This is a genomic window from Bradyrhizobium sp. Ash2021, from assembly GCF_031202265.1.
In the GTDB taxonomy this organism is placed as follows: domain Bacteria; phylum Pseudomonadota; class Alphaproteobacteria; order Rhizobiales; family Xanthobacteraceae; genus Bradyrhizobium.
In genome coordinates, this window is the sequence record NZ_CP100604.1 from 8,591,553 (window position 1) to 8,616,293 (window position 24,741).

Here is a 24,741-nt window from a genome sequence, read left to right on the forward strand (position 1 = left end):
GTCGTCGCTGCGAAAGCGGGGACCCATAAGCACCGATGCTAGTGGCTGGAAAGGCCGCCTACCACAGCGCCTCTTCCGTCGGCCGCGGCGTATGGGTCCCCGCTCCCGTGCGCAATTGCGCACTAGGCGGGGACGACAGGCGACGCTCAGGCCGCCTGTTGCAGCGGTGCCCAGGCGAATTCCGGATAGTATTGCAGCATCATCCGGTCGACATAGGCGGTGAGATTTTCGAATTTTTCGACCCGCTCCCGCAGTTTCGACTCGAAGAACGGCGTCAGGATTCCGGCCAGCGCGCCGAAAGCGGTGGCATCGGTGCCGCAGGGCGCCTCTCCCATCAGATATGGCTTGTCGCCGAGCTGGACCGACAGCGCAAACAGCGAACGTATGGCGAGGTCGACGTCCTCCTCCGGGGCGTGGCGGCCAAGGCCACTGAGGAGATAGTTTTCGGCGACCCGGAACTGGGCGTCCTCGCGCAGTTTTTCGCGCAGATGCTCCGGCGCCCCATCGAAGAAATGTGCCGGCCCCTTGGCAAAGTTTTCGCCATCGACCCAGCGCGCCCCGACCAGCGCCCAATAGACATGGTGCTCGATCATGCGCTCGAACGCCCAGGCCTGGGCCCGCGCCTGCAGACTGAGCGGGGCGTCGAAATCGAAGCCGTATTTGGCTTCAATATGCGCGCGGATGAAGGTGGAATCGGCCACACTCTCGGCGTCATCGACGATATAGGGCAACTGCCCCTTGGGAGAGTTGGGCGGCTTCGCCTTTTCCTTGCGATAGTCCAGACCGGCCATCTTCAACTGGACCTCGGTCTTGGTCACAAAGGGGCTGATTTCCGGCAAGCCGAAGCCCGGGCCAAAGCCATAGAGGGTAATCATGTGGGGGCTCCCGATCACTTGATATGATACCCGACCCTAGCGCCCCCCTGCTGCCACCATGGTGTCAGCATGGGCGATCTCCGCCGCGAAGCGGGCCTTTTGCCCGATGCGGCGGGCGGCGTTCAGGACCATGGTTAGAAGGCGCTCATGGCCGAAAGCCCACATTGCGCTGAATGACCGCAAGGCCAGCGCTATCATCACCCAGCGCAGGTCGCCGGAGGCAAAGTGAAAGGCAATCAGGTGCTCCAGCACAAAGGTCTGAGCCCGCTGGAATCCGAGTTCAGCAAGAATCATCATGGACAAATTCCCTTCAATTGAGGTGTTGTCCCGGTATAACCGCCGCCTGCTGCCAACATGCTGTCAGCAGCAGCGAGGCCAACCGCAAAAAAGAGACGTGTCATGAGACGTGCCGACCGGCTGTTTCAAATCATCCAGGTGCTCCGGCGCACCGGCAAACCGCTGACGGCGGATGCGATCGCGGCCGAGCTCGAGACCTCGAAGCGGACGATCTATCGCGACATCGCGACCCTGATCGAACAGCGCGTGCCGATTCGCGGCGAGGCCGGCATGGGCTACATCCTCGAAAAAGGCTTCGACCTGCCGCCCTTGATGCTGACCCCCGATGAAATCGAGGCTTGCGTGCTCGGTGCACAATGGGTGGTCGGCCACGCCGATCCCGTGCTGGCGCGCGCCGCCCAGGATCTGATGGCGAAAATCGCCGACACGGTCACCGAGCGCTTGAGGCCGTTCGTGCTGGAGCCCGCCAGCCGCGCCCGCCCCAACTGGAACAGGGAGCCCGACCGCATCGACATGGTGCGGACGCGGGCGCAGATTCACGAGGGCAAGAAGATCACGCTGAACTATCGCGACGAGCACGGCCGCGGCTCCGAGCGCACCATTTGGCCAATTGCCGTCGGCTATCATGAGACGGTGCGGCTGTTGGCGGCGTGGTGCGAGCTGCGCAAGGATTTTCGCAGTTTCCGCACCGACCGCGTCGTCGAGGCGGTGTACCACGACGAAAAATACCCGGAGCGGCGCGATCTGCTGCGCGCCCGATGGCGCAGGAGCCTGGTCTGGGAGGCCCCGAAAGATACCTGATGGCCGGCCGCTTCATTCCGCGCTAGAGCAGGCCCCATGGAGAACAGCGGTCCCGCCATCGGCGTCGAAAGCCCCTGCCAGGCCTGCGGTGCCTGTTGCAGCTATTCGCAGAACTGGCCGCGCTTCACCACCGAGGATGACGCAGAGCTCGACCTGATCCCCGAAAAATTCGTCAATGAAAGACTGTCGGGGATGCGCTGCGACGGCGATCGCTGTTCGGCGCTGTCAGGCAAGGTCGGTGTCGCGACGTCCTGCACGATCTATGCGGTGCGGCCCGAGGTCTGCCGGACCTGCATGCCCGGCGATGCCGAATGCGCGATGGCGCGGCGAAGGCATGGATTGGCGGTGCTATCCGTCGTCCCTGCGAAAGCAGGGACCCATACCGCGTGATTCATCGGTAAGGCGCGGTGGCGGACGCCGGCTAAACCAAATGGCTTTGGTGGTTATGGATTCCTGCTTTCGCAGGAACGACGGCTACGCCGTCACAGCTTCCTCGACATCCTCGTCGTCGACATCGTCCGCGACCGGCGCGAAGGTCGAGAGCGGCTTGGTCGAGAGCGTGATCGGCTTGCGGTGGCCGTAGGACGACGGCGTGGATCGTGCGGCCGGTGCACGGGACAGTGCGTAGAGGGTCGAGCCGACGCGGCCGCCCAACTGGATCAAATCGCGTTCGCTGCAGCTGGCCGCGATCGCCAGCGCCAGCGAATGCAAATGGCTGCGGCGATAGCAGAACAGCGCCAGCATGGCCCGGACTTCGGAAGAAACGCTCGCCACGAGGACGGGCAGGCCGTTGGCGTTGGCGCGGTACATTTCGCCGAGCAATTCCTCCCGGACCGGACAGAAATCGTTCTCGAAGGCGTCGCGGCTTGAAAACATTGGAGTTCCCCCTGGTGCGGAAGATGCAGTGCAATGTTCTAACGAAAGGTTAACCAAGGACGGCAGTAGTCACCCGGGGTGTTTGCGGAGTGCTTGCCAGTTGCCGCCGAATCGGAGCCGCGGTGCCGCATCTGATTCGCGGGTCCGATCGCATGCGCCTTCATCCACCGCGCGACCGCCGGCCCGGAATCTTCGTGGATGCAATGCGACCCGGGGACCGTCACCTCAGTCAGGTTTTGCCACTTCCGGCAGAACTCCCGGACGGGCCCGATCAGGATCGCGCCCGGCTCGGCGTTGGCGAACCGTTTTGGCAGGTCGTTTTCGGCCATCCATGTCGAGCCGTGCGCGAAAGCTGCGGCTACCAGCCGTTCAACTCGCGAACAGGACCAAGGCGAGAAGAACCACGGGCAGAGAGCCAACGCTGATCACCACCGTAAAAACGGCCTCGTTCTCTGGAGCGGTGAGACAGCGCTGCTTGAGCCGCAAAAAGCAGTGGCTTGGCGCTGCTTCGGTAATGCGAGGCGGCGGCGTTTCGAGCTTTGGAACGGCGGTGGTGGCTGATTCATGGTTTCGCGGAAGCGCCATGCGCGCTGCCAGCGCCGCAAGCGGAGAGTTCCCGCGCCGTGGTGTCCAAATTCGGTCCGAATGCAAGATCGGGGCTAACCAGCCCGACCGCTTCCGAAAGCCCTTGCATCCGGCGCTCACTCCTGGTCCCGGGCTGATGCATGGATATTCCCCTGCACTAACTATATACACGCAGGGGCGACATGCACGTAGTTTTGCAACCGATCCGCAGTTTGGCACAATCTGCATACTCGACTTGAAAGGTTGAACCGGCGATCGCCAAGAAGCCTGAAACTGCGCCGCCGAGTGGTACCGGCGCGGGGCCTTGGTCAGAACTTCTACAATTCGCAATGCAGCCTAAAGAGTTCGAGAACGTCCGCGTTCGTATATGGATGACGCGCTCTGTCCGGCTATCGGGTTCCGCATCGACTTGGGGATTTGACGGTCCGGGCGCGACGCCAAATCGGTTTTACGCCGAAGGTAGTCATCATGGTCGAAATGATGCAGTTGATCGCCGGGACGAACTGGATCGTGCTCGCTTTTGCGGCACTGATCTTCGACATTCCACGATATACGTTTTCCTTGCTTTCTCTCTCGCTGCTGGGGCTGACCAGAAGACCTCAGAAAGACGATGCATTGGTCAGAGCTTCGGTCACCGTGATCGTGCCGACTTTCAATGGCGGCTCCGGTCTGGGCGTTTCTATCGCCTCGCTCCGACAACAGACATTGCAACCGCTTGAGATCATCGTAGTTGATGACGGTTCTACCGACGAAACCCGCGCGACGGCGGAGCGGGCGCGCGCGCTTGGCTTGGTAGACATGGTCATTTGCCACGGCACGCGCTGTGGCCGGAGCGCCGCCATAAACGCAGCGGCCCGGTTCGCCACCGGCGACCTGCTGTTGACAGTGGACGCAGACACGATTTTCGAGCCAACTGCCGTGGCGCGCCTTGCGTCCGCTTTCAACGACCCGCGCGTCGCCGGTGCGAGCTGCAACATTGCAATCAGCAATGATCGCCACTCGCTGTGGACAGGGCTTCAAAGCATCGAATACTTGATGTCGATAAGTGCCGGTAGAACGATACTTGACATTGTGGGTGCGATCGCCTGCCTTTCCGGCGCTTGCTCGATGTACCGCCGCGATGTGTTCGTCCAGCAAGGTGGGCTCGACGTCGGCCCCGGAGAAGATCTGGAATTCAGTCTGCGCCTGCGCCGTCTGGGTTATCTCGTCCGTTTCGTACCGGAGGCGTGGGCAGAAACGGCAGGCCCGGTCGGGGGTATCGGTCTCCTGCGCCAGCGCGCGCGCTGGGATCGCGATGCCCTGCGAATTCGCTTCATGATGTACGGCGAGTTGCGGTTCTTCCACCGGCTGGAACGGTTGCCGGATACACTTCAAAGACTGGACTTCATCCTTTTCGATCTCGTTCCGACGCTCAGTCTCCCATTCTATCTCGTCTACCTTGTGGCACTATTCGGCGCTGATGCGGTTCTGTTTCTCGCCGCGATCTACATTCTGCTTCTTTGGATCTCGCTCTTTAACCTGGCGCTTGCGTTTGTCCTGTTCAACCGGTCTTCCGGACTGTTTAGCCTTGGAGGATCCCTGATCTTTCCATTCTACCAAGGCGTCTATTTGAAGTGTGCCCGATTCTTCTCCTACTCCTCAGAGATCCTCTTTGCGACTTCCAGGCACGATGACTTCGTGCCGCCACGCGTGCGCCGCGCGCTGTTTGCTGACCGGACTTGAAGGATCAGGTTCATGAACGTCACCATGAACAGGCTCGATCCGAACGTTCCCGATCCCGTCGAAAGCCGGAGGCGCGCTGCCGGACGGCTTGTGCGCATCGTCTATGCGACGAGCGTATTCGGGGTGCTCGCCTTCTTTGTCATCTATTTCGGCGCCCCGCTGGTGTACCTGAGCGGTCCCGGAACTGTCTCCGCGCCGGCGCACGTCGTTTCGCTTCCCTATCTCGTGCAAGTCAGGGCCGTGAATGCGGCGCGCGGCGCTGCGGTCAAGGCAGGCGAAGAGATCGGGCTGGTGCGGTCGCCCGAACAGGACAACATCGTCGCCACCTATATGCGCGGATTGTCCGACATCGCGAGCCGCAGATCGCAACTGCGGGTCGAGGCGCGGGTGGCGCAGGAAACGCTTGAAGCGGCGAGAGCCTACAAGGAACTGACCGAGGCTGCCGCCGACCAGATTGAAGGATCGCAAGCCGGGAGCCTGACGTTTCGCCTGGAAATGCACCGCGAGCGCGCAGCGGCGCGCAAGGCGGTCATCTCGCAAGAGGCGATGGTCGCGGAGGCCGTCACCCAACTGGCCGACCTGGACGAGTTTGCGCAACAGCTTCGCGACCGCCTCGATGAGGTCGAGCGGAATTTCGCCGGGGGGCGAGTACTGGCGCCCATCAGCGGCATCATTTCGACAAATCTTGCAACTGTTGGACAATCCCTGGTGGCCGGTACTCCGATCGCCGAAATCCTCGATCCGACCGACGTTTATGTCGATTGGCACATTCCGAACGCCCGCTTGGTGGAGCCCGAGGTCGGCAATGAAGTGCTCGTGCTGTTCGGCAACCGCCGCATTTCAGGACGGATTGCGGAAATTCTCCCAATTTCCGATGTGTACGCCGCAAAGCAGCAACTGTTTGCGCGTGACCGTCCCTCTACCCAGATTGCGCGCATTCGCTTCACTCCCGAGGTTGCGCCGCCGCCGCTCAATTCAACGGTCTATGTTCACATGTTCTACACGGACGTCACCTATCGCGCCGCCACCGCGTTGGTGCGTCTGCTCGGTCTTCAATAAGTACGTTGCTAATTGTCGAGAGGCGCGGCTGGTGCAAATCAGAGCAGATCAATCACTTTGTCCGGTGTGTAAATCCGCTCGCCTGGAGCTTTTCCCGATCCTCCATCACATGGTCTGCGCTTTTGTCGGACCGTCATATGACTTTGTCGAGAAGGAAACCGGTTACACCTGTCCGAAATGTCAGCGCGACATCGTATCCGGTGACGAGACGTGCGAGATCGTCGGCGCAAGCGCCCGGTGCGCCAACTGTTTCAAGGAAATGGTGGTATCCCCGATCATCGAGGCCCCCGGCCTGCCGGATTGCATGTAGGCGCGATAGCTTGGCAGTGAACTTGCAAAAACGAAGAGATCAAGAGAACCACGGCACAAGGCCGAAGCTGCTAGGCGGGCACAAAAGCTGACCGCGCACCGCCGTTACTGCATTTGATCGTAGGCGTCGGCGAGGAAATGATCGAAGCTCTCGATCCGAATGAGGCCAAGACGCGGATATTCCATATCGGTCACGATGTAGAGCGCAACGGTCAAGGTTCCTGCAAAGATCACCATGTGTATCCAACTTCGCCCTGCGCTCGCGGCCATCCCGAACCCGGCGAGCAGTGAGCACCCCAGACCAAGGCCAAACAGCATAAAGTAGATGATCTGCGGTGGGTGCTTTTCGGCGGCACCTGCACGCTGACGTGCAACCTCGAAGAGGCTATTCAGTGCTGGCAGCGACAAACCGCATGCAGGACGGTAGTTCGGTTGTGAGCAAGCAGCCGCCGCCGCGTCCCATAGTTGGTTCTTGAGTTCCAAAAGCTTCTTTTCCTGCTGGTCCGAGAAATCTTCCGCTCGCTGGAGCAGCAAGAAATCATGCGCCATTCGATACAGATCGGCCCGGGCGCGGATGTATTCTTTGAGGCTGCTCTGGAGCCTGTGTGCGTCGTTTTCGCCGAATAGGTCCAGGCGGTCATACGCCGTCGTGGCCGCCGTCGCTTCCTGAATGACCAACTGACGGCGGTCATCGAAGCGTTGCAGCGCACCAGAGATCGTGAATGCCAGCAGCAGACCCATCAAGCCGAATATTGCACCCTCGACGGTCGCCAACCCTCCGGTGCCCTCGGTGCCGCTCCGCTTGCGATACCGCAAGCCGAGGTGCTGACCCAAACCTAGCAAGATGAGTGAGCCGACAAAAAACAAGGCGGCAATGGCTACGGCAAACAGCATGAAGATCATTATCGATCTCCATTACAGGACGGCCCGCCTCACGCCGCCAACTATGGCTTCCAATCATGCAAGCACTAGGGCGGACTTCCCACGTTGCTGCTCTTAGAATTTTTTCCGGTTCCCCCGGCGCCCGGGATGCGCCGGGGGATCGCGGGACCGCCCGGCATCCGCGTATCGGGCGGGAGCGTTTTTCATTTTTGCTGCATCGCTTTATGCTGCCAAATCCGCAGGATGGGGCCGATGAACGAGTTGGAACAGGCGTGGGCGGCATGGCCGGCGCTCGGCCGCCCCGATAGAAGCGGGTTTCCAAGGCCCCCGCCGCTCATTTCATTCGCGTCGACCCTCCCCCTCCAGGGCAGGGTAAGATAAAGCAAGCGACGCGATACCCCCCGAGACCAGGAAATGTCTTTCACCATCTCCGACCTTCGCCAGCGTCCAGAATTCTTCGACACCGTGGCGAAACGGATCTGGGAGGCGTGGTGGGAAGCCAGCGGCGCGCCTCTCGGCACTATTTCCGGGCGCCTGTGCGAAAACATGGACGCTGCGCCGATTCCGTTCGCGCTGGTCGCGCATGACGGCGAGACATTTCTCGGAACGTCGTCGGTGATCGCCTCCGATCTCGCGGAGCGGCCGCAACTGACGCCATGGATCGCCGCCGTCTGGGTGGAGGAGGCCGCGCGCCGGCACGGTGTCGGCGCGGCACTGGTCGACCGCGCGGCGCAGGATTGTTTTGCGCTCGGTGTCAGCCGCGTCCATCTCTGCGCGCGGCCGCGGATGACGCGTTTCTACGAAGCGCTGGGCTGGACCATATCCGAACGAAAGGTCGGGCCGCACCAGATGAGCGTGTTTTTCCGGGACGCTTAGTTCGCCGCCATGAAGATCGACAGGCCGAAGCCGGTGAGATGATGCAGCGCCTGGTCGACGCCGATCAGCGTCCAGAACCACGGATGTTCCTGCTGCACGCCGAAGCGCGACGCGCAAATCCCCTTGGCGCGGTCGACCGTGATGTGAATGGCGAAATCGATCAGCGCGACGAACCAGAACCGCGGCGCAACGATCAGGATCAGCGCCATCGCCACGGCGAGATGCACGAGACAATGCGCCAGCAGCGGCATCGCCCAGCCGGTCTTCTGGTCCTTGCCGATCGCCATCCAGGACGTTTGCAGCACGAAATCGGCGATGATGTGCTTCACCGTGAGAAGCAACATCCACCCCAAAAGCAAACCAACCGGAACCGACGACGACATGGAAGGAAACAACAAAGCTGACGCCCTTTGCTCGGACTGAAGAGGTGGCAAAAAAACCGGTGGTCTAGGCTGTCAGCACAATTTTCTTGTCAAACCCGGACAATTCGAACGCTGCCGTTATTCATGATTTATGGCACCTCCCGGACCGGAATGCACCTGTAGGTCGCACAAAATACACATGGTGTGGCCGAACGGCGATACTGCGGCCACGCGCGTGGCTTTCGCTGGTAAGGTTACCTCCGGGGCCGGTTTGCAATCCGGCCGGGGCGGGATAGTATCGCGCGCAGGCAAATTATCGTTCTTTTTTAGGCATTTACGAATTCCTTTGGACGGCCTGCGGCGCTGCGATGGCGGCATGACGTCCCCGACAGGGTGTGAGCCATGAGCGCCGAAGCCCAAACGCCGGATCCGGAAATGGGGCCTCGGCGATCGCGGGTCGTCAAAAGCAACCGTACCCAGATCATCATCTTCTCCATCCTGACGCTGATTCTGACCGCCGCCACGGTGTGGGGTGGCCGGGTTTGGCTGCGAAACTCCGAAACGCTGGTCTTTGCCGTCGGCGAGGCCAACGGTCCCGAGGCCCGTTTCGCCGCCAGGCTTGCCGCGCTGCTGAAGAACAATTCGTCGCGGCTGCGGCTCAAGATCGTACCCAACGGCGACAATGCCAAGGCGCTGGCGCAGTTCGACCGCAAGGAAGCCAATCTGGCGATCCTGCGCACCGACGCCAAGATCCCGGCCCGCGCGCGCGCGATCGCGATCCTCGAACATGACGTGGTGCTGGTGCTGACCCCCGGCGGCAGGAAGATCAAGTCCGTTGCCGATTTGAGGAAAAAGAAGATCGCCGTGCTTGCCGACGGCGAAAACAGCGTCGCGTTTGTCCGCACTGTTCTCGAACTCTCGGATAACGCCGACGCCGCGTCCCGGGTGCAGATGGCCCCGCCCAATACGACCTTCGACAAGCTTTTTGCGTCAGGCTTCGGCGCCGTGATCGCGATCGCACACGCCTCGAAGATGATGAAGGACAAGAGCTACGAGCAATATGCCAAGCACGGCGGCTTTACCCTGAACGCGATCGACGCGGCGAAAGCGCTGGCCAGGAAATATCCGGCGCTCTCCGAAGAGACGGTGGCGACCGGCATGCTGTCCTCCTCGCCGGCGGTCCCCGACGACGACGTCGATACCATCGGGCTCGAGTGGCTGCTGGTCGCGCAATCCAGGCTGTCGACGACCACCGCGGGCGACCTCGCGCGCATCATCTACGAGAACAAGGCCGAGCTTGCGCTGGACGACGGCTTCGCCTCCAAGATCGAACCCGCTGAAACCGACAAGGACGCCTTTGTTGTCGCGCATCAGGGGGCCGCCGAATACATCAACGACGACACCAAGTCGTTCATGGATCGTTACAGCGACGTGATGTATCTGGGTGCGGCAGCGCTGAGCGTCATCGGGTCGATCTTCGCCGGCATCTACACCAAGGTCACGCGGGTCGCGCCCGAGAAGGCCGGCGAGCTTGCAACTGCCATCCTCGATATCGGCGAGCGGATGGAGTACGCCAAAACCCTCGATGCGCTCGACGAGCTGCAGGACGAACTCGAAGGGATATTGCGCGGCGCGGTGATAGGCCTGCGCGACGGCACCATCTCGAGCGACGGGCTGGACACGTTCAAGCTCGGCTATGAATTCGTCCGCGACGAGATCAGCATGCGCCGCGACCATCTGAAGCGGCACCCACCATCCCAGGACGACAATGTGGTTGCTGTGAAGACCGCGCAGAGCGCGTAGGGAATACTCCGCCCGCGCAAAACAAAAATGCCGGCGTATCGCCGGCATTTTTTCTCCTCAAGCGCATTCAAGCAGCTCACGCGTGTTGCGAGAGCCAAATGTTGATGTCGGCAGCCCGCTGAAGCAGCTCGATGCGTTTCATAATGTCATCGCGTTCGCTTCCGCTTGGCAGCCTGGCGGCCTCGGCCTCAAGCCTTAGCTTGTGCTCTTCCAGTCGCTGCTCGAATGAATGCGGCTCAGATCGTTTTCTCATCGGATAATCTCGGTGGTTGGAGACCAGGGCTGTTGGCCCAGCGGTCGAGCTGGTCGATGATTTTTTGATGGCTCGGCCGCCGCGGCTTTGGTGCCTCCGGCTCGTCTGAAAGTTTGCGGGGTAGCTTGACGGGGTCAGTCATGGCGTCCTCCCAAGACAAAAATATAGCCCGCCAAGCGCCGGATACAAGGCCATAAGTCATTGTTTTTACTTGAGTATTTTGCTAAATTGACACAGTTGCCTCAATTGATGGAACCGACGTCGAGTTGCCTCGTTTAGCAAATTACTCAATTGGCTAACTTTGGGTGCGTCACCATGAGCGAGATGCGTGGAGAGCGACTGCAGGTCATGCTGTCTCCGGAGGAACTGGCCTTAGTCGACGATTTTCGCTTCCAACACCGCATGCCGACCCGGGCGGCGGCCGTGCGCGAACTTTTGCGGCACGGGCTGGGGGCCGGCGGCGCCGACGGCGTCTCCGGCATAAAATCCAGCAACTATGGCGTCTTCAACCGCGGGCCGGACGGGCACACGCAGGGCGACCCGGACGCGGCGGAATGACGCGGCGCGTTCGCAGCCGTCGTGCCGGACAGCACCGGCGAGTCAGCACGGCTGAAACGGCAAGGACCGTCAGTTGATGACGGCACTTCAATTCCTGCCGGCACGGAACATCACCCGGCCGCGGCGTTTGTAGCGGCAGGCACCCTCGCCCGGATCTCCGCGATCTTGCGCTTCAGCGCGGCCTGGCGCGGATCGGGCAGCGCCGCCGCACGCGCTTCGGTAATCGCGCCGGCAAGATCGGGCAAGGGAAGCACACCGTCGAAGGTCGGCTTGGCGAGGCCGTCGATGATCGCGTTCCAGTCCGCGATGCCCTGGCGATAGGGGTCGCCATAGCCCTCGATCATGCCCGCGGTCTGTACGATCGTGGATGCGGCCGCCGGCTGCTTGGTCAGGCTGCGGTCGATCATGTGCAGCCAGCGCTCGACCCAGACCCGCTCCTTGGTATAGCGCACCGAGTACCGCCGCCAGCGCTTCAGCGACGCCTCGAGCTTCAATCGGCGAATTCCCAGCCGGCTTGCGGCGCTGAAGCTGATCGAAACCGGCTTGTGCAGCCAGCCCACCCATTCAAGCGCATCGAGCACATACTCGGCGACAATGGCGGGGAGCGCGCTGATCAGTTCATCCAGCCGGAATTTCCTGACATCGCGGGTTGATTGAAGTTGCGGATTGCCGGCGGCGTCAGTGATTTCGGCAAGCTTCAATTGCGCGATCCGGATCGGATCTTCGTAGCTCATGCGCGCCGCCATCAGCCGCGCGATCTCGCCCAGCATCGCATCATCGACGCCGCGGCGGCCGACGAACCGCCGCAACCGGTCGACATAGAGCTGCGCGTACGCCGTACTCTGATAGTCGATCAGCGTATGGATGGCGTCGCTGGCCACCGGCGCAACCGCTTCCGGCAATCCCTCCGGGAGAAACGGCGGCGTATCGTCCTCCTCGCCGATCAGATCGGCGAACAGATAACGCAGCGAAGACAGAACGCCGTCGTCTGACACTGTCGCGCTCCCAGTACTCAAGCCGGCTTCGCTTCGGCGTTTTTTGCAATCTGCTGCGCCAACCGCTTTTCCAGCGCGTCGAGGTTCTGAAACAGCCGGGCGCTGGAGAGACGAAGGAAGTAGAAGCCGAAGGCGGGATTCTGCACGTAAAGCTCCTCGACCTTGCTGTAGCTGACGCTCAGGATGCGGCCGGCCTCGACGCATTCGAGCGACTGGGTTCGCGTGTTCGACGGCGACAGCATGCCGAGCTCGCCGACGATGGCGCCGATCGGCAATTCGATGCCGGACTCGACCAGCCGGAAACGGCCGCTGACGATGTAGAGCATGTCTTCGGCCTTCTCGTCCTTGTAGAACAGGACTTCCCCGGCCGCGCAATTGCGCTCGGTCATGAACGGCTTCAACCATTCCATCGACAGGTCGCTGTTGACGGATTTCTTCACGTCGCGGACCAGTTGCAGCATCTGGTGCAGCCGATACGAATTGACCATCAGCATCACCGCCTGCACCACCATAACCAGATAATTGTGGATCGGAATGGCCGTCGCGAACAGGACGACGTTGGCGAGAATACCGAACACCCGCAACGGGATCATGGTCCGCATCGTCGTGGTGGCGACCACGAAGATGGACGCGAAAAGTGCGCCGGCGGTTCCGGCGTGTTCTGCCAGATGGGACGTATCCATGGGAGCCAACCAATTCTAACCAGTGAATGTTTTCGCGATTCCGTATCCGCCGCGCTGCCATCGTAATGTTGACGGGCATCTTTTGATATACGGGGAAAAAACGACGTTTTGTCGGGATTCTCACAGATCCCGGCCAATTTTCCTGCCAACCTTGCCGGGCGGCGGCGTCCGAACCGGCGAGGTCCGGCGTCGCCGCTGACGGCGCCGGTCGGTCCCCGCCGGCAACGCCCTTCTCCGGCCGTCGTTGACGGCCCTCCCGGGGGCGGGCACCTTGCCGGACCGGCCACGCTTTGGCATGACCGCTAACAGCTTTTTTGCACCGATCAGGCGCCATTCCCCGATGTCCAAGCGGCTCGTTCACCCGGCTCTGGCCCAGTTCATCACCGCAACGGCGGGCCGCAACATGACCAACGCGGCCTATGTCGCGGTGACGATCGGCGTCGGCATGATGGTGATGCTGACGGTCACCCCGGCCTATGAGGCGGCGCATCACTGGGTCGATGCTGTCTTGTGGGGTTGCCTCGCCTACTTCGTGTTCGAATGGGTGGTGCGGCTGCGCCACGCCGTGCTGTTGCAACGCGGATGGGCCTATGCACTGTCCGGGCGCGGGCTGGTCGACGCCGCCGGTGCGGTCGCAGTGCCGCTGGCGATCGTCTGCGGCGTCGACCCCAAGACGGCGTGGCTGCTGAGCATCTTGTGGGTGCTCAAGGTGGTTCCGGGAATTCCCGGACTGCGGCAATTGCGCCGCGTGCTGGTGCAGGAATCCGGCCCGCTGTTGAGCGTGCTGGTGATCTTCCTGACGGTGGTGTTTCTCGCCTCGGTCGCCGAATATTTCCTGGAACACGACGTCCAGCCAGCCACTTTCGGCAGCGTACCGGATGCGCTGTGGTGGGCGGTCGTGACATTGACGACGACCGGGTATGGCGACGTGGTACCGATCACACCGCTCGGCCGCCTGGTGGCCGCGCTGGTCATGATCTCGGGCCTCGGCGTGTTCGGGCTCTGGACCGGCATCCTTGCCACCGGTTTCGCCGCGGAAACGCGCCGCGACAATTTCCTCAAGACCTGGGAATCCGTCAGCAAGGTTCCGTTCTTCGCCGCCCTCGGCCCCGCCGCGATCGCCGACGTGACCCACATGCTGCGCACCATGGATCTGCCGCCGCGCACCATGATCATCCGCAAGGGCCAGACCGGCGACTGCATGTATTTCATCGCCGCTGGCGAGGTCGAGGTCGATCTGCCCGGCAAGAAGGTGGCGCTCGGCGAAGGCGCGTTCTTCGGCGAGATGGCACTGCTCGGCAATAATCTGCGCTCCGCCAATATCACCACCACGCGGCTGTCGAAGCTTCTGGTGCTCGACCTCGTCGACTTCCGCCTCTTGATGGCACGGCATCCCGATCTCGCCGAAACCATCGACGCCGAGGCCAAGCGGCGCGCGCTCGAAAACAAATAACAATGGAGAAAACCATGTCCGACGCCGCCGAGACGACAACTGCGCCGGTGCTCGAGCTATCAGGCCCCCGCGCCACCATCCGCCTCAACCGGCCAAAACATCTGAACCGGCTGCAGGCGGAAGACCTCGGCGACCTCGTAAAGCTGTTCGACCGGATCGAGGCCGATCCCGCCATCCGCGTGCTGGTCTTGACCGGCACCGGCCGCGCCTTCAGCGCCGGCTACGATCTCAACTCGGTCGCCGAGCGCGCGACCAGCGCCAGGGAAGAGCAGAGCGCCGGCTCGGCGTTCGAAGTGGTGGTCAACCGGCTGGAGGATCTCGGCGTGCCGACGATCTGCCGGCTCAATGGCGGCGTCTATGGCGGCGCGACCGATCTGGCGCTGGCCTGCGATTTCCGCATCGGGATCGACACATCAGAGATGTTCATGCCGGCGGCACGGCTGGGCCTGCATTATTACAAGAGCGGCATCGCCCGCTATGTATCGCGGCTCGGCGCCGACAATGCCAAGAAGTTGTTCCTGACCGCGCAAAAGATCAGCGCGCCGGAAATGCTGCGGATCGGCTATCTCACCGCGATGGTGCCGCTGGAATCGCTGGACGAGGAAGTCGACAGGCTCGCCACCATCCTCGCCGGCAACGCGCCGGTGGCGATGGCTGGCATGAAGCGCGCCATCAACGAGATCGCCCACGGCAAGCTCGACGAGGCCGCCGCCGACCAGCGCCATCGCGAGAGCATGCGCGGCGCCGAGATCAAGGAAGGCATCAAGGCGTTCGCGGAAAAACGGCCGCCGCGGTTTTAAAGACTCCGGAGGTCGATGATCTCCCTCGCCCCGCTCTTCGCGGGGAGAGGGTTGGGGTGAGGGGCTGCTTCCACAAATTCGAAAGATGTGAGTATGCGGAGAGCCCCCCTCACCCGGATCGCATCTGCGATGCGATCCGACCTCTCCCCGCACGCGGGGCGAGGTGAAGAGAAACCGCGCTAGGTTACTCCTCGACGAACGTCACCGTATCGGCCACGCTCGCGCGCGAGGTGCGGTAGCTGTTGACCTTGTGTTCGTGGTCCGCAAATCCGAACGAGATGCCGCAGACCACGCGGCGGTTGTCGCCGAGATTGAAGTGGCGGCGGATCAGCCCGGAATGCCGCGCCAGCGCCGCCTGCGGAATGGTGCCGAGACCGAGCGCCTGGGCGGCCAGCATGAAATTGGAGACATAGGCGCCGCAATCGATCGCGCCGTAGATCCCGAGCGGCTCGTCGGTATGGATGATCGCGACATGTGGCGCGCCGAAGAAATTGTAGTTCTCCAGAGCCTGTTTGGCGTAGGCCATCTTGTCGCCTCTGATGATGCCGAGCGTGTTGTAGAGTTGAAAGCCGCTCTCGCGGCGGCGCTCGAGATAGACGCCGAGATATTCGCGCGGCGGGGTAAAGTCGTGGTCGTCCCGGGCGCCAGAAGCGGCTTCCGCATGGATCAATTTGCGAAACCGTTCCTTGGCCTCGCCGCTGGCGATCAACACCTGCCAGGGCTGGCTGTTGCACCATGATGCCGTGCGCTGCGCCGCGGTGAGAACATGCTCGATGGTCTCGCGCGGCACCTCTCGCGGCAGAAAGGCGCGAACCGAATAGCGTTCGCCCAACAGCTCTTCCAGCACGCCGATGCGGTCTTCGGTCGCATAGCGCGGCTTCGGCGTCTTGGCGTCCATGACACTTCCTCTTCCTGTCATTCCGGGGCGCGCGCAGCGCGAACTATGATGTGCAATTGCACATCGGAGAATCTCGATCCAAAATCTCTGGATTCCGGGTTCGCCGCTTCGCGGCGCCCCGGAATGACGGCTAACCTCTTCCCTTGGTCGGGATCTTGTTGAACGGCACGTCCTTGTCGACGCGGATATCGCCGGGCAGACCCAGCACGCGCTCGGCGATGATGTTGCGCAGGATCTCGTCGGTACCGCCGGCGATGCGCATCGAGGGCGAGCTCAGCAGCATCTGCTGGAACTGGCCGCGCGCTTCCTCTTCGGCGTCCCCGGTGAGTGCGCCGGCCGCGCCTTGCAAATCCATCGCATAGGTCGCGATGTCCTGCAGCATCATGCCGGAGACCAGCTTGCCGATCGAGTTCTCCGGTCCGGGCCGCTCGCCCTTGGACAGCGCCGAGATCGCGCGGTAGCTGGTGTATTTCAGCCCGCTCGCCTTCACCGCCCAGCTCGCGAGTTTCGAGCGCGTGGCGGGATCGTCGATTGCGAGCCCGTCATCCGTCATCAGGTTCGAGCAGAACTCGAACATTTCGGGAAAGCCGGTCGCCAGCCGCGAGCCGATCGACATGCGCTCGTTCATCAAGGTGGTCAGCGACACGTTCCAGCCGTCTCCGACCGCGCCGAGCCGCTGATGATCGGGGATCACGACGTCGGTGAAATAGACCTCGTTGAATTCCTGCATGCCGTTGGCCTGCTTGATCGGCCGCACTTCGACGCCTTTGCTCTTCATGTCGAGGAAGAACATCGTCAGGCCCTTGTGCTTCGGCACATTGGGATCGGTCCGCGTGATCAGAAGGCCGTAGTCGGAATAATGCGCGCCCGAGGTCCAGATCTTCTGGCCATTGACGATCCAGTTATCGTCCTTCTTTTCCGCGCGGGTGCGAAGCCCCGCGACGTCGGAGCCGCCGGCCGGCTCCGAGAATAACTGGCACCAGATTTCCTCACCGGACGCGAGTTTCGGCAGGTACCGCCGTTTTGCCTCTTCGCTGCCAAACGCCATCACGGTCGGGCCGCACATGCCTTCGCCGATCTGGAACGGCTGTGTCAGCTTGCCGTAGACGCCCTCCTCCTGCTGCCAGATCACCTTCTCGATCGGCGTGGCGCCGCGGCCGCCATATTCCTTCGGCCAGTGCAGGCAGGCCCAGCCGCCTTCGGCCTTCTTCTTTTGCCAGGCCTTGCCGACCTCGACCATGTCATGCTTCGCGAGCCGGATGCGGCCCAGCGAGGACTTTGACAGTTCCGCCTTGAACTCCTTCGGCGCGTTGGCGTCGACCCATTTGCGTGCTGTCGTGCGGAATTCGGCTTCCTGCGGGGTGTCATCGAAATTCATGGCGGCTTCCTCTTTTTTTGTCATTCCGGGGCGCGCCTTGGCGCGAACCCGGAATCTCGATCAATAACCTCTGGATTCCCCGATGCGCAATTGCGCATCTGAGGTTCGCGCTACGCGCGCCCCGGAATGACGACTACGCTCTTCCCTTGGTGGGTATCTTGTTGAACGGCACGTCCTTGTCGACCCTGATATCGCCGGGCAGGCCGAGCACGCGCTCGGCAATGATGTTGCGCATGATCTCGTCGGTGCCACCCTCGACACGGGTGCCCGGCGCGCGCAGCAGCATCGCCTGGAATTTGCCGGCGACTTCCGCGTCCTCCGGGCCGCTCAGCACGCCGGCGGCGCCCTGCAGGTCGAGCGCGTACATCGCGACGTCCTGCACCATCGAGCCCGCCACCAGCTTGCCGATTGAGTTTTCCGGTCCCGGTCGGTCGCCCTTCGACAGCGCCGAGATCGCGCGCATGCTGGTGTATTTCAGTCCGCTCGCCTTCACCGCCCAGTTGGCGAGCTTTGAGCGCACGCCGCGGTCTTCGATCGCCGGGCCGTCCTCCAGCATCAGGCTGTTGCAGAATTCGAACAATTCCGGAAACCCCGTAGAGACGCCGGCGCCGATCGACATGCGCTCGTTCATCAGCGTGGTCAGTGACACGTTCCAGCCGTCATTGACGGCGCCGAGCCGCTGCGAGTCCGGGATCTTCACATCGGTGAAGTAGACCTCGTTGAAGTCCGACTGGCCGCTGGCCTGCTTGATCGGCCGGACCTCGACGCCCGGGCTCTTCATGTCGAGGAAGAACATGGTGAGGCCCTTGTGCTTGGCGACGTTGGGATCGGTGCGGGTGAGCAGGATGCCGTAGTCGGAATAATGCGCGCCCGAGGTCCAGATTTTTTGGCCGTTGATGATCCAGTCGTCGCCGTTCTTCTCCGCGCGGGTGCGCAGGCCTGCAACGTCGGAACCTCCGGCGGGTTCGGAGAACAGCTGGCACCAGACCTTTTCGCCGGACGCCAGCGGCGGCAGATATTTGCGTTTCTGCTCCTCGCCGGCAAACGCCATCATGGTCGGGCCGCACATGCCGTGGCCGATGATGAACATGCCCGAGAGCTTGCCGAACGGGCCCTCTTCCTGCTGCCAGATCACGCGTTCGATCGGCGTCGAACCGCGGCCGCCATATTCCTTCGGCCAGTGCAGGCAAGCCCAGCCGGCATCGGCCTTCTTCTTTTGCCAGGCCTTTGCCACCTCGAGGATGTTGGCGCCCGTGAGCTGGGTGCGGCCGAGCGAGGATTTGCGCAGCTCCTCCTCATATTGCTTCGGCGCGTTGGCGCCGATCCATGCCCTGGCCTCGGCGCGAAACGCGGCTTCCTGCGGGGTGTCATCGAAGTTCATGTGCGTCGTCCTTGCTCGTCATTCCGGGGCGCGCGCAGCGCGAACCCGGAATCCAGAAGTTGCTTACATCGAGATTCCGGGTTCGCGTTTTCAACGCGCCCCGGAATGACACCTAAAATCAAGCGGCGTTCTTCTTGCGCATGCGGTCGATCAGCTGATCTTCCCAATAGGACAGACTGCCGAGCCCGAGCGCCACCGCGTTGGCGCGGCGGTAATACATGTGGCAGTCGAATTCCCAGGTGAAACCCATGCCGCCATGGACCTGGATGTTGTTCTTGGCGCAGTGCTGGAACGCCTGCGTCGCGCTGATGCGCGCGGCGGCGGCGGCTTCCGGCAGTTCCGACGCGTTGGTCGACAACGCCCAGGCGCCGTAATAGCAGTTCGAGCGCGCCAGCGTCGCCGAGACATACATGTCGGCGAGCATGTGCTTGACCGCCTGGAACGAGCCGATCGGCCGGCCGAAGGCGATGCGATCGAGCGCATAGTCGCGGCCCATTTCCAGCGCGCGGTCGGCACCGCCGACCTGCTCGAACGCCATCAACACCGCGGCACGGTCGAGCACCTGCGACAGGATGCTCCAGCCGTCGCCGGTGGCACCGAGCGGCTCGGCCTTGGCATTCTTGAAGGTCAGTTCGGCCTGGCCGCGGGTCGGATCGACATTGGTCAGCGACTTCACTTCGACGCCGCCGGCCTTGAGGTCGACCAGGAACAGCGAGATATCGGAATCGCGCCCGGTGGAGCCGGTGCGCGCGGCGACCACGGCGAAATCGGCGATGGCGCCGTCAGCGACCGGCTTCTTGACGCCATTGAGCGTGCCGCCGGACGCGGTGAGCTTGATCGCCTTCGGCGATGGATTGCCCTTGCCTTCAAACAACGCCAGCGTGCCGATCGCCTCGCCCGACGCGATCTTCGGCAGCCATTTCTGCTTCTGCGCATCGCTGCCTGCAATTAGGATCGCTTCGGCGGCGAGATAGACGGTCGAGGAGAACGGCACCGGCGCCAGCGCGCGGCCCATTTCCTCGGCGATCACGCAGAGCTCGAGATGGCCCGCGCCGGCCCCGCCGAATTGTTCGGGAATCGCGACGCCGAGGAATCCCATCTCGGCCAGGCCCTTCCACAATTCCTTGTCGTAAGCCGCCTTGCCGTCGAGCACGGTACGCACCGCTTTCGGCGGACATTGTTCGGAGAGAAATTTCCTCGCCGCGTCGCGCATCTGCTTCTGGTCGTCGGAGAAATCGAAATTCATGGCGTGTTACTCGGGTTGGTTGTTCGTAAATGGAAATCGTCATTCCGGGGCGGAGCGAAGCGACGAGCCCGGAATCCATAACCACGATCGTAAGTATGGATTCCGGGCCCGCGCCAAGGGGCGCGTCCTGGAATGACGAGTGGAGAGAGATTCGACTTCATTGCAGCACAATCACGTCTTCATTGGGCTTGTCGGCATAGAGCTGCTCCACCAGCGCGGCGCGGCGCTCGAGGCCGGCGCGCTGGTTGATGTAGCCCTTGTCGGTGAGTTCGTTGCCGTCGATCGAGGCCGGCTCGACCATCAGCATGGCGCGGGCGATCTGCATGCTGCTGCCGCCTGACGACGATGAATTGTGCGCCTGCAGGCCGCGCTTGAAGCAGGCCAGCACTTTGGGATGCCTGACGACCTGGTCATAGGTCGCGTCGGGATTGCCTGCGATCTGCCGGCAGGCGTGGAGATTGGGCCAGGCCAGCAACCCGATGAACGGACGATCCTGTCCCGCCACCAGCGCGTCCTGCACCACCGGCGTCGCAGCCGCGATCGCATCGGTGCGCAGCGATCCGACGTGAACGAAGGTGCCGGTGGTCAGCTTGAAATCCTCGACCACGCGGCCGGCGAAGATGATGCCCTGCAGCGGATCCTGGGGATCGACGAACACACCGGCATCGCCGATGCAGTAAAAGCCCTCTTCGTCGAACATCTTGCTGGTGAGATCGGGCTGACCGAGATAGCCGGGCGTGACATTGACGCCGCGCAGCCGCAATTCATATTTCGAGCCGCACGGCAGCATCTTTAGTTCGACGCCGGGGAACGGCAGCCCGATCAGGCCGACGCGCTCGGTGTCCCAATAGGTGCCGGTGGAGGTCGGCGCGGTCTCGGTCGAGCCCCAGCCGGTATAGAACACGATGCGCTCGCCGGTGGCGCGCACCGCGAGTGCCTGCATCCGGTCGTAGAGATCGTCGGGCAGCCGCGCGCCGCCATAGGCCATCAGGGTGAGATTCTTGAAAAAGCTGCGGCACAGCGCATCGTCCTTTTCCATCGCGGCGGCGAGTGCGGCGTAACCGGCCGGTACGTTGGCGTAATAGGTCGGCGACACCTCGTGCAGGTTTCGCAAGGTCTCCTCGATCTGGCCCGGCATCGGCCGGCCGTCGTCGATATAGAGCGTGCCGCCGTCGACCAGCACCGGATGGAACGCGGCGTTGCCGCCCATGGTGTGATTCCATGGCATCCAGTCGAGCACCGTTGGGATCGGTCCGCCGGAATCGCGCGGGCGCACCTGCATCATCATCGCCGCATTGGCGCACATCATCTCCTGGGTGTTGATGACGGCCTTCGGCATCCCGGTCGAGCCCGAGGTGAACAGCAGCTTACCGACGGTGTCGGGCGTGATCTTTGCGATCGACGCCTCGACCTCGCCTGTGACCGGCGTCGCCGCGAGATCGGCGAAGGAAACGCTCTTGACGCCCGCGCAGGGCCGCGCGACGTGAACCACGGTGACGCCGGTGAGATCAAGTGCTTTCAGCGCCTTCTCAAATGTCGGGCCGTCCTGCACCATCACCACGGCCGGCTTGATCAGGTCGAACAGATATTTCAGCTTGAGGTGATCCTGGCTCATCAAGGAATAGGCCGGCGACACGGGCGCTGCCGGAAACCGCGCCTGCATCGCCGCCTGCGTCATCAGCGCATGCTCGATCGAATTGCCCGACAGGATCGCGACCGGGCGGCCGGCTTCGAGTCCCAGATTGAGAAGTCCCTGTGTCAGCGCATCGACGGTGCGCTTGGCCTCGCCATACGACAGCTTGCGCCATTGCCGCTCAGTGCCGGCGCGCTGCGCCAGCCAGATTCTATCCGGCGCTTCCCTGGCCCATTTCGCCAGCGAAGCCGGGATGTGCTTCTCGTAAGCCTGCAGCGGAATCCGCGACTTCAAGACGATGACGCCGTCCGGCCGCCGCTCGACCGCAATGTCGCGCGCCAGCCATTCGATCTTGCGAAAGGCCGGCTTGGTCAGCACCGCGGCTGCGCTCCCACTCATATTGCGTCTCCCGGAATTCGGTCCTTTGCGGATCCCTTGTTCTTTTCGGTTGTTATCGTCTGATATAGACAGGCTTTCGCTTTTCGAGGAAGGCCCTGATGCCTTCGTTGAAATCTTCCGAGCGGCTGCACAAAACCTGATTGCGATCTTCCATCGCGATCACGGCTTCAATGGAGCCGGCGTCGACGCTCATATTGAGGCATTCCTTGGAGAGCCTTAAGCCGACCGGCGAGGCCGTCATCATTGCTTCGACATAAGGCTCCGCTGCGGCGTCAAGGCCGCCTTCCTCGACGATCTCGGAGACGAGGCCGACGCCAAGCGCGCGCTCGGCGCCGATGAAGCGGCCGGTCAAAATCAGTTCCGATGCAACGGACACGCCGACCAGGCGCGGCAGGAAATAGCTGGTGCCGATATCGCAGCCGCCGAGGCCCAGCTTGATGAAGGCGCAATTCATCCGCGCCGATTTGGTGGCGATGCGGATGTCGGCGGCAAGCGCCAGCGCAAAACCACCGCCGGCCGCAGCCCCCTGGATTAGCGCGATGATCGGCTGCGGACAGCGCCGCATCAGCATCACGATGTCAGCAATGCGGCGTTGCGAATCCAGCGATTCGGTGACCCCGGGCGGCTCCTGCTGCCCGGCGCGGCGCTGCATCGCATGTTTGAGATCGAGCCCGGCGCAGAACGACGCGCCCGCGCCTTTCAACACCACCACCCGTGTCGCGCGATTGCGCTGCAGGCCCTGGAAATAGGCATTGAGCGCGTCGATGAGCGCGGGATCGAGCGCGTTGAGGCTGTCCGGGCGATTGAGCGTCACCCGGTCGACCCCATCGTCGTGTTCGATCAGCAGCGGTTGAGTCACGCCGTACTCCCTGCGCATTCAGCGGATCGCGGTGTTCATCGCAACGCCCTCTCCCCTTGTGGGAGAGGGCATCACCGATATTAGCTTCGCATTCGATGCGGTGAGGGGTTGCCAGACGGATAGAACCCCCCATCCGGCGCGGATTTCATCCGCGCCACCTTCTCCCACAAGGGGAGAAGGGTAGAAGAGCGCCCTACCGCGGCGCCATGCGGATTGCGCCGTCGAGACGAATGGTCTCGCCGTTCAGCATCGGGTTCTCGACGATGTGGACCGCGAGGTTGCCGTATTCGGAGGCGTCGCCGAGCCGGGCCGGATGCGGCACCTGGGCGCCGAGGCTCTTGCGGGCTTCCTCGTTCAATCCCATCAGCAGCGGCGTCAGGAACAGGCCGGGCGCGATGGTGTTGACGCGGATCTTGAGGCTGGCGAGATCGCGCGCAGCCGGCAGCGTGAGGCCGACGATTCCGCCCTTGGACGCCGAGTAGGCGATCTGGCCGATCTGGCCTTCATAGGCCGCGACGCTCGCGGTGTTGATGATGACGCCGCGCTCTTCGCCGATCGGCGCTTCCGTCGCGAGCCGTTCGGCGAACAGGCGCAGCACGTTAAAGGTGCCGATCAGATTCACGTTGATGATGCGGACGAATTTGGCCAGCGGATAGACGCCGTCCTTGCCGACGGTGCGCTGCGAACCGCCGATGCCGGCGCAGTTCATCAGCACGCGGGCAATGCCGTGGGCGGCTTCGGCCTTGGCAATCGCTGCCTTGATCGCTTCCTCGTCGGTGACGTCGGCGTGAAGGGCGACACCCTTTACTTCGGCCGCAACCTTCTCGGCGTTTTCCTTGTTCTGGTCGATCACGCCGATCTTGGCGCCTTTGGCGGCCATGGCGCGCGCGGTGGCGGCGCCGAGGCCGGAGCCACCGCCGGTGATGAGAACGGCAACATCTTTCAACTGCATCTTAAAAACCTTTCCTTCAACGTTTCCTTGGGCGTTTCTTCTCTGGACTTCGAACTTGTTATTCGGCTGCCGCTGCAGCCTTGTCATTGTTTGAGTTCAGCATGCCACCGCAGATCAGCGCTTCCATATGCTTGACGTATTCGCGGCAGACCTCGTCGGTGACCGGGCCGACGCCGGTCGCGCGCGACATCGCATGGCGGCCGAAGAACAGATGGTCGCAGGCGCCGATCAGGCTGGTGTAGAACAGCACCGGATCGATGTTGCGGAACTCGCCGGCCTTGATGCCTTCCGCCAGCAGCCGGCGATGAAAGTCGAGCAAGGGTGCCACAAAGAATTTCGACACTTCGTCGGCGGCGTCCGCGCTGCTTTCGTGCAGCAGAAAGTGGATCAGCCGGTTCATATAGGGGAACTGGTGATAGGCGCGGATGATACCGCCGATATGCAGACGGAGTTTTGCGGTCGGCGAGATCGGCTGGGCCAGCAGATATTCGAGCTGCGACATCTCGGTGGCGGCATCGCGCGCCAACAGCGCCAGCAACAGCCCGTCCTTGTTGCCGAAATGATATTTCACCAAGGCGGCGTTGACGCCGGACTTTTGCGCGATGTCGGAGAGCGACACCTCGATCGAGGAGCGCTCGATCATCAGTTCGCTCGCCGCGACAAGCAGCTTGTCGGCGGTGCTATTTCTGCCGCCCGGAATTTTGGTCGGTACGCTGGTATTCAACTGTGATCCCATTACTGCCAAAGTCGCTGCCAAGTCCGGAAATCCGGCCGCACATAACCGCATGACGCGGCTGCACTCAAGA

General features: G+C 62.5%; 26 protein-coding genes. 10 read left to right on the plus strand and 16 right to left on the minus strand.

What is annotated here, in order from left to right:
* Positions 1–146 precede the first annotated feature (146 nt).
* On the minus strand, positions 147–875 hold the full coding sequence (locus NL528_RS41355) for a glutathione S-transferase C-terminal domain-containing protein (RefSeq protein WP_309180078.1): 729 nt from the start codon (positions 873–875) through the stop codon (positions 147–149).
* A gap of 36 nt (positions 876–911) precedes the next feature.
* Positions 912–1,172 carry a hypothetical protein gene (locus NL528_RS41360; protein ID WP_074273006.1) on the minus strand — a complete coding sequence of 87 codons (261 nt, stop codon included), beginning with the start codon at positions 1,170–1,172 and terminating at the stop codon, positions 912–914.
* A 102-nt stretch (positions 1,173–1,274) separates the two neighbouring features.
* On the opposite strand from NL528_RS41360, the gene NL528_RS41365 reads away from it, so the two are divergent.
* Positions 1,275–1,973: a YafY family protein gene (locus tag NL528_RS41365; protein WP_309180079.1), complete on the plus strand. Its 699-nt coding sequence runs from the start codon at positions 1,275–1,277 to the stop codon at positions 1,971–1,973.
* Positions 1,974–2,009: 36 nt separating this feature from the next.
* Positions 2,010–2,363, plus strand: a complete 354-nt coding sequence (locus NL528_RS41370; protein ID WP_309180080.1) for a YkgJ family cysteine cluster protein — start codon at positions 2,010–2,012, stop codon at positions 2,361–2,363.
* 84 nt (positions 2,364–2,447) lie between these two features.
* Here the strand turns inward: NL528_RS41370 and NL528_RS41375 are convergent, their stop codons facing one another.
* Positions 2,448–2,849, minus strand: a complete 402-nt coding sequence (locus NL528_RS41375; RefSeq protein WP_309180081.1) for a hypothetical protein — start codon at positions 2,847–2,849, stop codon at positions 2,448–2,450.
* A gap of 38 nt (positions 2,850–2,887) precedes the next feature.
* Positions 2,888–3,178 (minus strand): hypothetical protein, encoded by a 291-nt coding sequence (locus tag NL528_RS41380; protein ID WP_309180082.1) that lies wholly within the window; start codon positions 3,176–3,178, stop codon positions 2,888–2,890.
* 724 nt (positions 3,179–3,902) lie between these two features.
* Here NL528_RS41380 and NL528_RS41385 point away from each other — a divergent pair.
* The 3 genes from NL528_RS41385 to NL528_RS47390 all read left to right on the plus strand — a co-directional run bounded on the left by NL528_RS41385 (position 3,903) and on the right by NL528_RS47390 (position 6,525).
* Positions 3,903–5,156: a glycosyltransferase gene (locus tag NL528_RS41385; protein WP_309180083.1), complete on the plus strand. Its 1,254-nt coding sequence runs from the start codon at positions 3,903–3,905 to the stop codon at positions 5,154–5,156.
* A 12-nt stretch (positions 5,157–5,168) separates the two neighbouring features.
* Entirely contained in the window at positions 5,169–6,215 is a 1,047-nt protein-coding gene (locus NL528_RS41390; RefSeq protein ID WP_309180084.1) for an HlyD family efflux transporter periplasmic adaptor subunit, read from the plus strand.
* Between the two features lie 109 nt (positions 6,216–6,324).
* On the plus strand, positions 6,325–6,525 hold the full coding sequence (locus tag NL528_RS47390; RefSeq protein ID WP_375143943.1) for a hypothetical protein: 201 nt from the start codon (positions 6,325–6,327) through the stop codon (positions 6,523–6,525).
* 104 nt (positions 6,526–6,629) lie between these two features.
* Here the strand turns inward: NL528_RS47390 and NL528_RS41395 are convergent, their stop codons facing one another.
* Complete coding sequence (locus NL528_RS41395) at positions 6,630–7,427, minus strand: hypothetical protein (protein ID WP_309180085.1); 798 nt, start codon at positions 7,425–7,427, stop codon at positions 6,630–6,632.
* A gap of 393 nt (positions 7,428–7,820) precedes the next feature.
* Here NL528_RS41395 and NL528_RS41400 point away from each other — a divergent pair, with 393 nt between their 5' ends.
* Positions 7,821–8,282 (plus strand): GNAT family N-acetyltransferase, encoded by a 462-nt coding sequence (locus NL528_RS41400; protein WP_309180086.1) that lies wholly within the window; start codon positions 7,821–7,823, stop codon positions 8,280–8,282.
* On the opposite strand, the gene NL528_RS41405 is transcribed toward NL528_RS41400, so the two are convergent.
* The gene (locus NL528_RS41405) at positions 8,279–8,626 is read right to left on the minus strand and encodes a DUF3307 domain-containing protein (RefSeq protein WP_171985645.1); all 348 of its coding nucleotides are present in this window, start codon (positions 8,624–8,626) and stop codon (positions 8,279–8,281) included. The two genes, NL528_RS41400 and NL528_RS41405, sit on opposite strands and share 4 nt — an antisense overlap.
* Before the next feature lie 420 nt (positions 8,627–9,046).
* Between NL528_RS41405 and NL528_RS41410 the strand changes: the two genes are divergently transcribed.
* Positions 9,047–10,447: a TAXI family TRAP transporter solute-binding subunit gene (locus NL528_RS41410; protein ID WP_309180087.1), complete on the plus strand. Its 1,401-nt coding sequence runs from the start codon at positions 9,047–9,049 to the stop codon at positions 10,445–10,447.
* Between the two features lie 568 nt (positions 10,448–11,015).
* Positions 11,016–11,258, plus strand: a complete 243-nt coding sequence (locus NL528_RS41415; RefSeq protein WP_309180088.1) for a hypothetical protein — start codon at positions 11,016–11,018, stop codon at positions 11,256–11,258.
* A gap of 110 nt (positions 11,259–11,368) precedes the next feature.
* Here the strand turns inward: NL528_RS41415 and NL528_RS41420 are convergent, their stop codons facing one another.
* The gene (locus tag NL528_RS41420; RefSeq protein WP_309180089.1) at positions 11,369–12,253 is read right to left on the minus strand and encodes a DUF6537 domain-containing protein; all 885 of its coding nucleotides are present in this window, start codon (positions 12,251–12,253) and stop codon (positions 11,369–11,371) included.
* A gap of 17 nt (positions 12,254–12,270) precedes the next feature.
* Entirely contained in the window at positions 12,271–12,936 is a 666-nt protein-coding gene (locus NL528_RS41425) for a cyclic nucleotide-binding domain-containing protein (RefSeq protein ID WP_309180090.1), read from the minus strand.
* Positions 12,937–13,276: 340 nt separating this feature from the next.
* Between NL528_RS41425 and NL528_RS41430 the strand changes: the two genes are divergently transcribed.
* Both NL528_RS41430 and NL528_RS41435 read left to right on the plus strand, forming a co-directional pair.
* Positions 13,277–14,389, plus strand: coding sequence for a cyclic nucleotide-gated ion channel (locus NL528_RS41430; protein ID WP_309180091.1), 1,113 nt, complete (start codon positions 13,277–13,279; stop codon positions 14,387–14,389).
* A 14-nt stretch (positions 14,390–14,403) separates the two neighbouring features.
* The gene (locus tag NL528_RS41435; protein ID WP_309180092.1) at positions 14,404–15,189 is read left to right on the plus strand and encodes an enoyl-CoA hydratase/isomerase family protein; all 786 of its coding nucleotides are present in this window, start codon (positions 14,404–14,406) and stop codon (positions 15,187–15,189) included.
* Positions 15,190–15,373: 184 nt separating this feature from the next.
* On the opposite strand, the gene NL528_RS41440 is transcribed toward NL528_RS41435, so the two are convergent.
* From NL528_RS41440 to NL528_RS41475, 8 genes are all read right to left on the minus strand, one after another.
* Complete coding sequence (locus NL528_RS41440) at positions 15,374–16,087, minus strand: nitroreductase (RefSeq protein ID WP_309180093.1); 714 nt, start codon at positions 16,085–16,087, stop codon at positions 15,374–15,376.
* Positions 16,088–16,217: 130 nt separating this feature from the next.
* Positions 16,218–17,465 carry an acyl-CoA dehydrogenase gene (locus tag NL528_RS41445; RefSeq protein WP_309180094.1) on the minus strand — a complete coding sequence of 416 codons (1,248 nt, stop codon included), beginning with the start codon at positions 17,463–17,465 and terminating at the stop codon, positions 16,218–16,220.
* A gap of 133 nt (positions 17,466–17,598) precedes the next feature.
* Positions 17,599–18,846: an acyl-CoA dehydrogenase gene (locus tag NL528_RS41450; protein ID WP_309180095.1), complete on the minus strand. Its 1,248-nt coding sequence runs from the start codon at positions 18,844–18,846 to the stop codon at positions 17,599–17,601.
* A gap of 118 nt (positions 18,847–18,964) precedes the next feature.
* Positions 18,965–20,092, minus strand: a complete 1,128-nt coding sequence (locus NL528_RS41455) for an acyl-CoA dehydrogenase family protein (protein WP_309180096.1) — start codon at positions 20,090–20,092, stop codon at positions 18,965–18,967.
* A 157-nt stretch (positions 20,093–20,249) separates the two neighbouring features.
* Entirely contained in the window at positions 20,250–22,124 is a 1,875-nt protein-coding gene (locus NL528_RS41460; RefSeq protein WP_309180097.1) for an AMP-binding protein, read from the minus strand.
* A 52-nt stretch (positions 22,125–22,176) separates the two neighbouring features.
* Positions 22,177–22,983 carry an enoyl-CoA hydratase/isomerase family protein gene (locus NL528_RS41465; protein ID WP_309180098.1) on the minus strand — a complete coding sequence of 269 codons (807 nt, stop codon included), beginning with the start codon at positions 22,981–22,983 and terminating at the stop codon, positions 22,177–22,179.
* A gap of 193 nt (positions 22,984–23,176) precedes the next feature.
* Positions 23,177–23,935, minus strand: coding sequence for an SDR family NAD(P)-dependent oxidoreductase (locus NL528_RS41470; protein WP_309180099.1), 759 nt, complete (start codon positions 23,933–23,935; stop codon positions 23,177–23,179).
* A gap of 58 nt (positions 23,936–23,993) precedes the next feature.
* A complete protein-coding gene (locus NL528_RS41475) occupies positions 23,994–24,671 on the minus strand; it encodes a TetR family transcriptional regulator (RefSeq protein WP_074272987.1) in 678 nt (225 codons plus the stop codon).
* Positions 24,672–24,741 lie beyond the last annotated feature (70 nt).

Coding starts and splice junctions, on each gene's coding strand:
- NL528_RS41355 (WP_309180078.1), bottom strand. CDS start 875: ATGATTACCCTCTATGGCTTTGGCCCGGGCTTCGGCTTGCCGGAAATC.
- NL528_RS41360 (WP_074273006.1), bottom strand. CDS start 1,172: ATGATGATTCTTGCTGAACTCGGATTCCAGCGGGCTCAGACCTTTGTG.
- NL528_RS41365 (WP_309180079.1), top strand. CDS start 1,275: ATGAGACGTGCCGACCGGCTGTTTCAAATCATCCAGGTGCTCCGGCGC.
- NL528_RS41370 (WP_309180080.1), top strand. CDS start 2,010: ATGGAGAACAGCGGTCCCGCCATCGGCGTCGAAAGCCCCTGCCAGGCC.
- NL528_RS41375 (WP_309180081.1), bottom strand. CDS start 2,849: ATGTTTTCAAGCCGCGACGCCTTCGAGAACGATTTCTGTCCGGTCCGG.
- NL528_RS41380 (WP_309180082.1), bottom strand. CDS start 3,178: ATGGCCGAAAACGACCTGCCAAAACGGTTCGCCAACGCCGAGCCGGGC.
- NL528_RS41385 (WP_309180083.1), top strand. CDS start 3,903: ATGGTCGAAATGATGCAGTTGATCGCCGGGACGAACTGGATCGTGCTC.
- NL528_RS41390 (WP_309180084.1), top strand. CDS start 5,169: ATGAACGTCACCATGAACAGGCTCGATCCGAACGTTCCCGATCCCGTC.
- NL528_RS47390 (WP_375143943.1), top strand. CDS start 6,325: ATGGTCTGCGCTTTTGTCGGACCGTCATATGACTTTGTCGAGAAGGAA.
- NL528_RS41395 (WP_309180085.1), bottom strand. CDS start 7,427: ATGATCTTCATGCTGTTTGCCGTAGCCATTGCCGCCTTGTTTTTTGTC.
- NL528_RS41400 (WP_309180086.1), top strand. CDS start 7,821: ATGTCTTTCACCATCTCCGACCTTCGCCAGCGTCCAGAATTCTTCGAC.
- NL528_RS41405 (WP_171985645.1), bottom strand. CDS start 8,626: ATGTTGCTTCTCACGGTGAAGCACATCATCGCCGATTTCGTGCTGCAA.
- NL528_RS41410 (WP_309180087.1), top strand. CDS start 9,047: ATGAGCGCCGAAGCCCAAACGCCGGATCCGGAAATGGGGCCTCGGCGA.
- NL528_RS41415 (WP_309180088.1), top strand. CDS start 11,016: ATGAGCGAGATGCGTGGAGAGCGACTGCAGGTCATGCTGTCTCCGGAG.
- NL528_RS41425 (WP_309180090.1), bottom strand. CDS start 12,936: ATGGATACGTCCCATCTGGCAGAACACGCCGGAACCGCCGGCGCACTT.
- NL528_RS41430 (WP_309180091.1), top strand. CDS start 13,277: ATGTCCAAGCGGCTCGTTCACCCGGCTCTGGCCCAGTTCATCACCGCA.
- NL528_RS41435 (WP_309180092.1), top strand. CDS start 14,404: ATGTCCGACGCCGCCGAGACGACAACTGCGCCGGTGCTCGAGCTATCA.
- NL528_RS41440 (WP_309180093.1), bottom strand. CDS start 16,087: ATGGACGCCAAGACGCCGAAGCCGCGCTATGCGACCGAAGACCGCATC.
- NL528_RS41445 (WP_309180094.1), bottom strand. CDS start 17,465: ATGAATTTCGATGACACCCCGCAGGAAGCCGAATTCCGCACGACAGCA.
- NL528_RS41450 (WP_309180095.1), bottom strand. CDS start 18,846: ATGAACTTCGATGACACCCCGCAGGAAGCCGCGTTTCGCGCCGAGGCC.
- NL528_RS41455 (WP_309180096.1), bottom strand. CDS start 20,092: ATGAATTTCGATTTCTCCGACGACCAGAAGCAGATGCGCGACGCGGCG.
- NL528_RS41460 (WP_309180097.1), bottom strand. CDS start 22,124: ATGAGTGGGAGCGCAGCCGCGGTGCTGACCAAGCCGGCCTTTCGCAAG.
- NL528_RS41470 (WP_309180099.1), bottom strand. CDS start 23,935: ATGCAGTTGAAAGATGTTGCCGTTCTCATCACCGGCGGTGGCTCCGGC.
- NL528_RS41475 (WP_074272987.1), bottom strand. CDS start 24,671: ATGGGATCACAGTTGAATACCAGCGTACCGACCAAAATTCCGGGCGGC.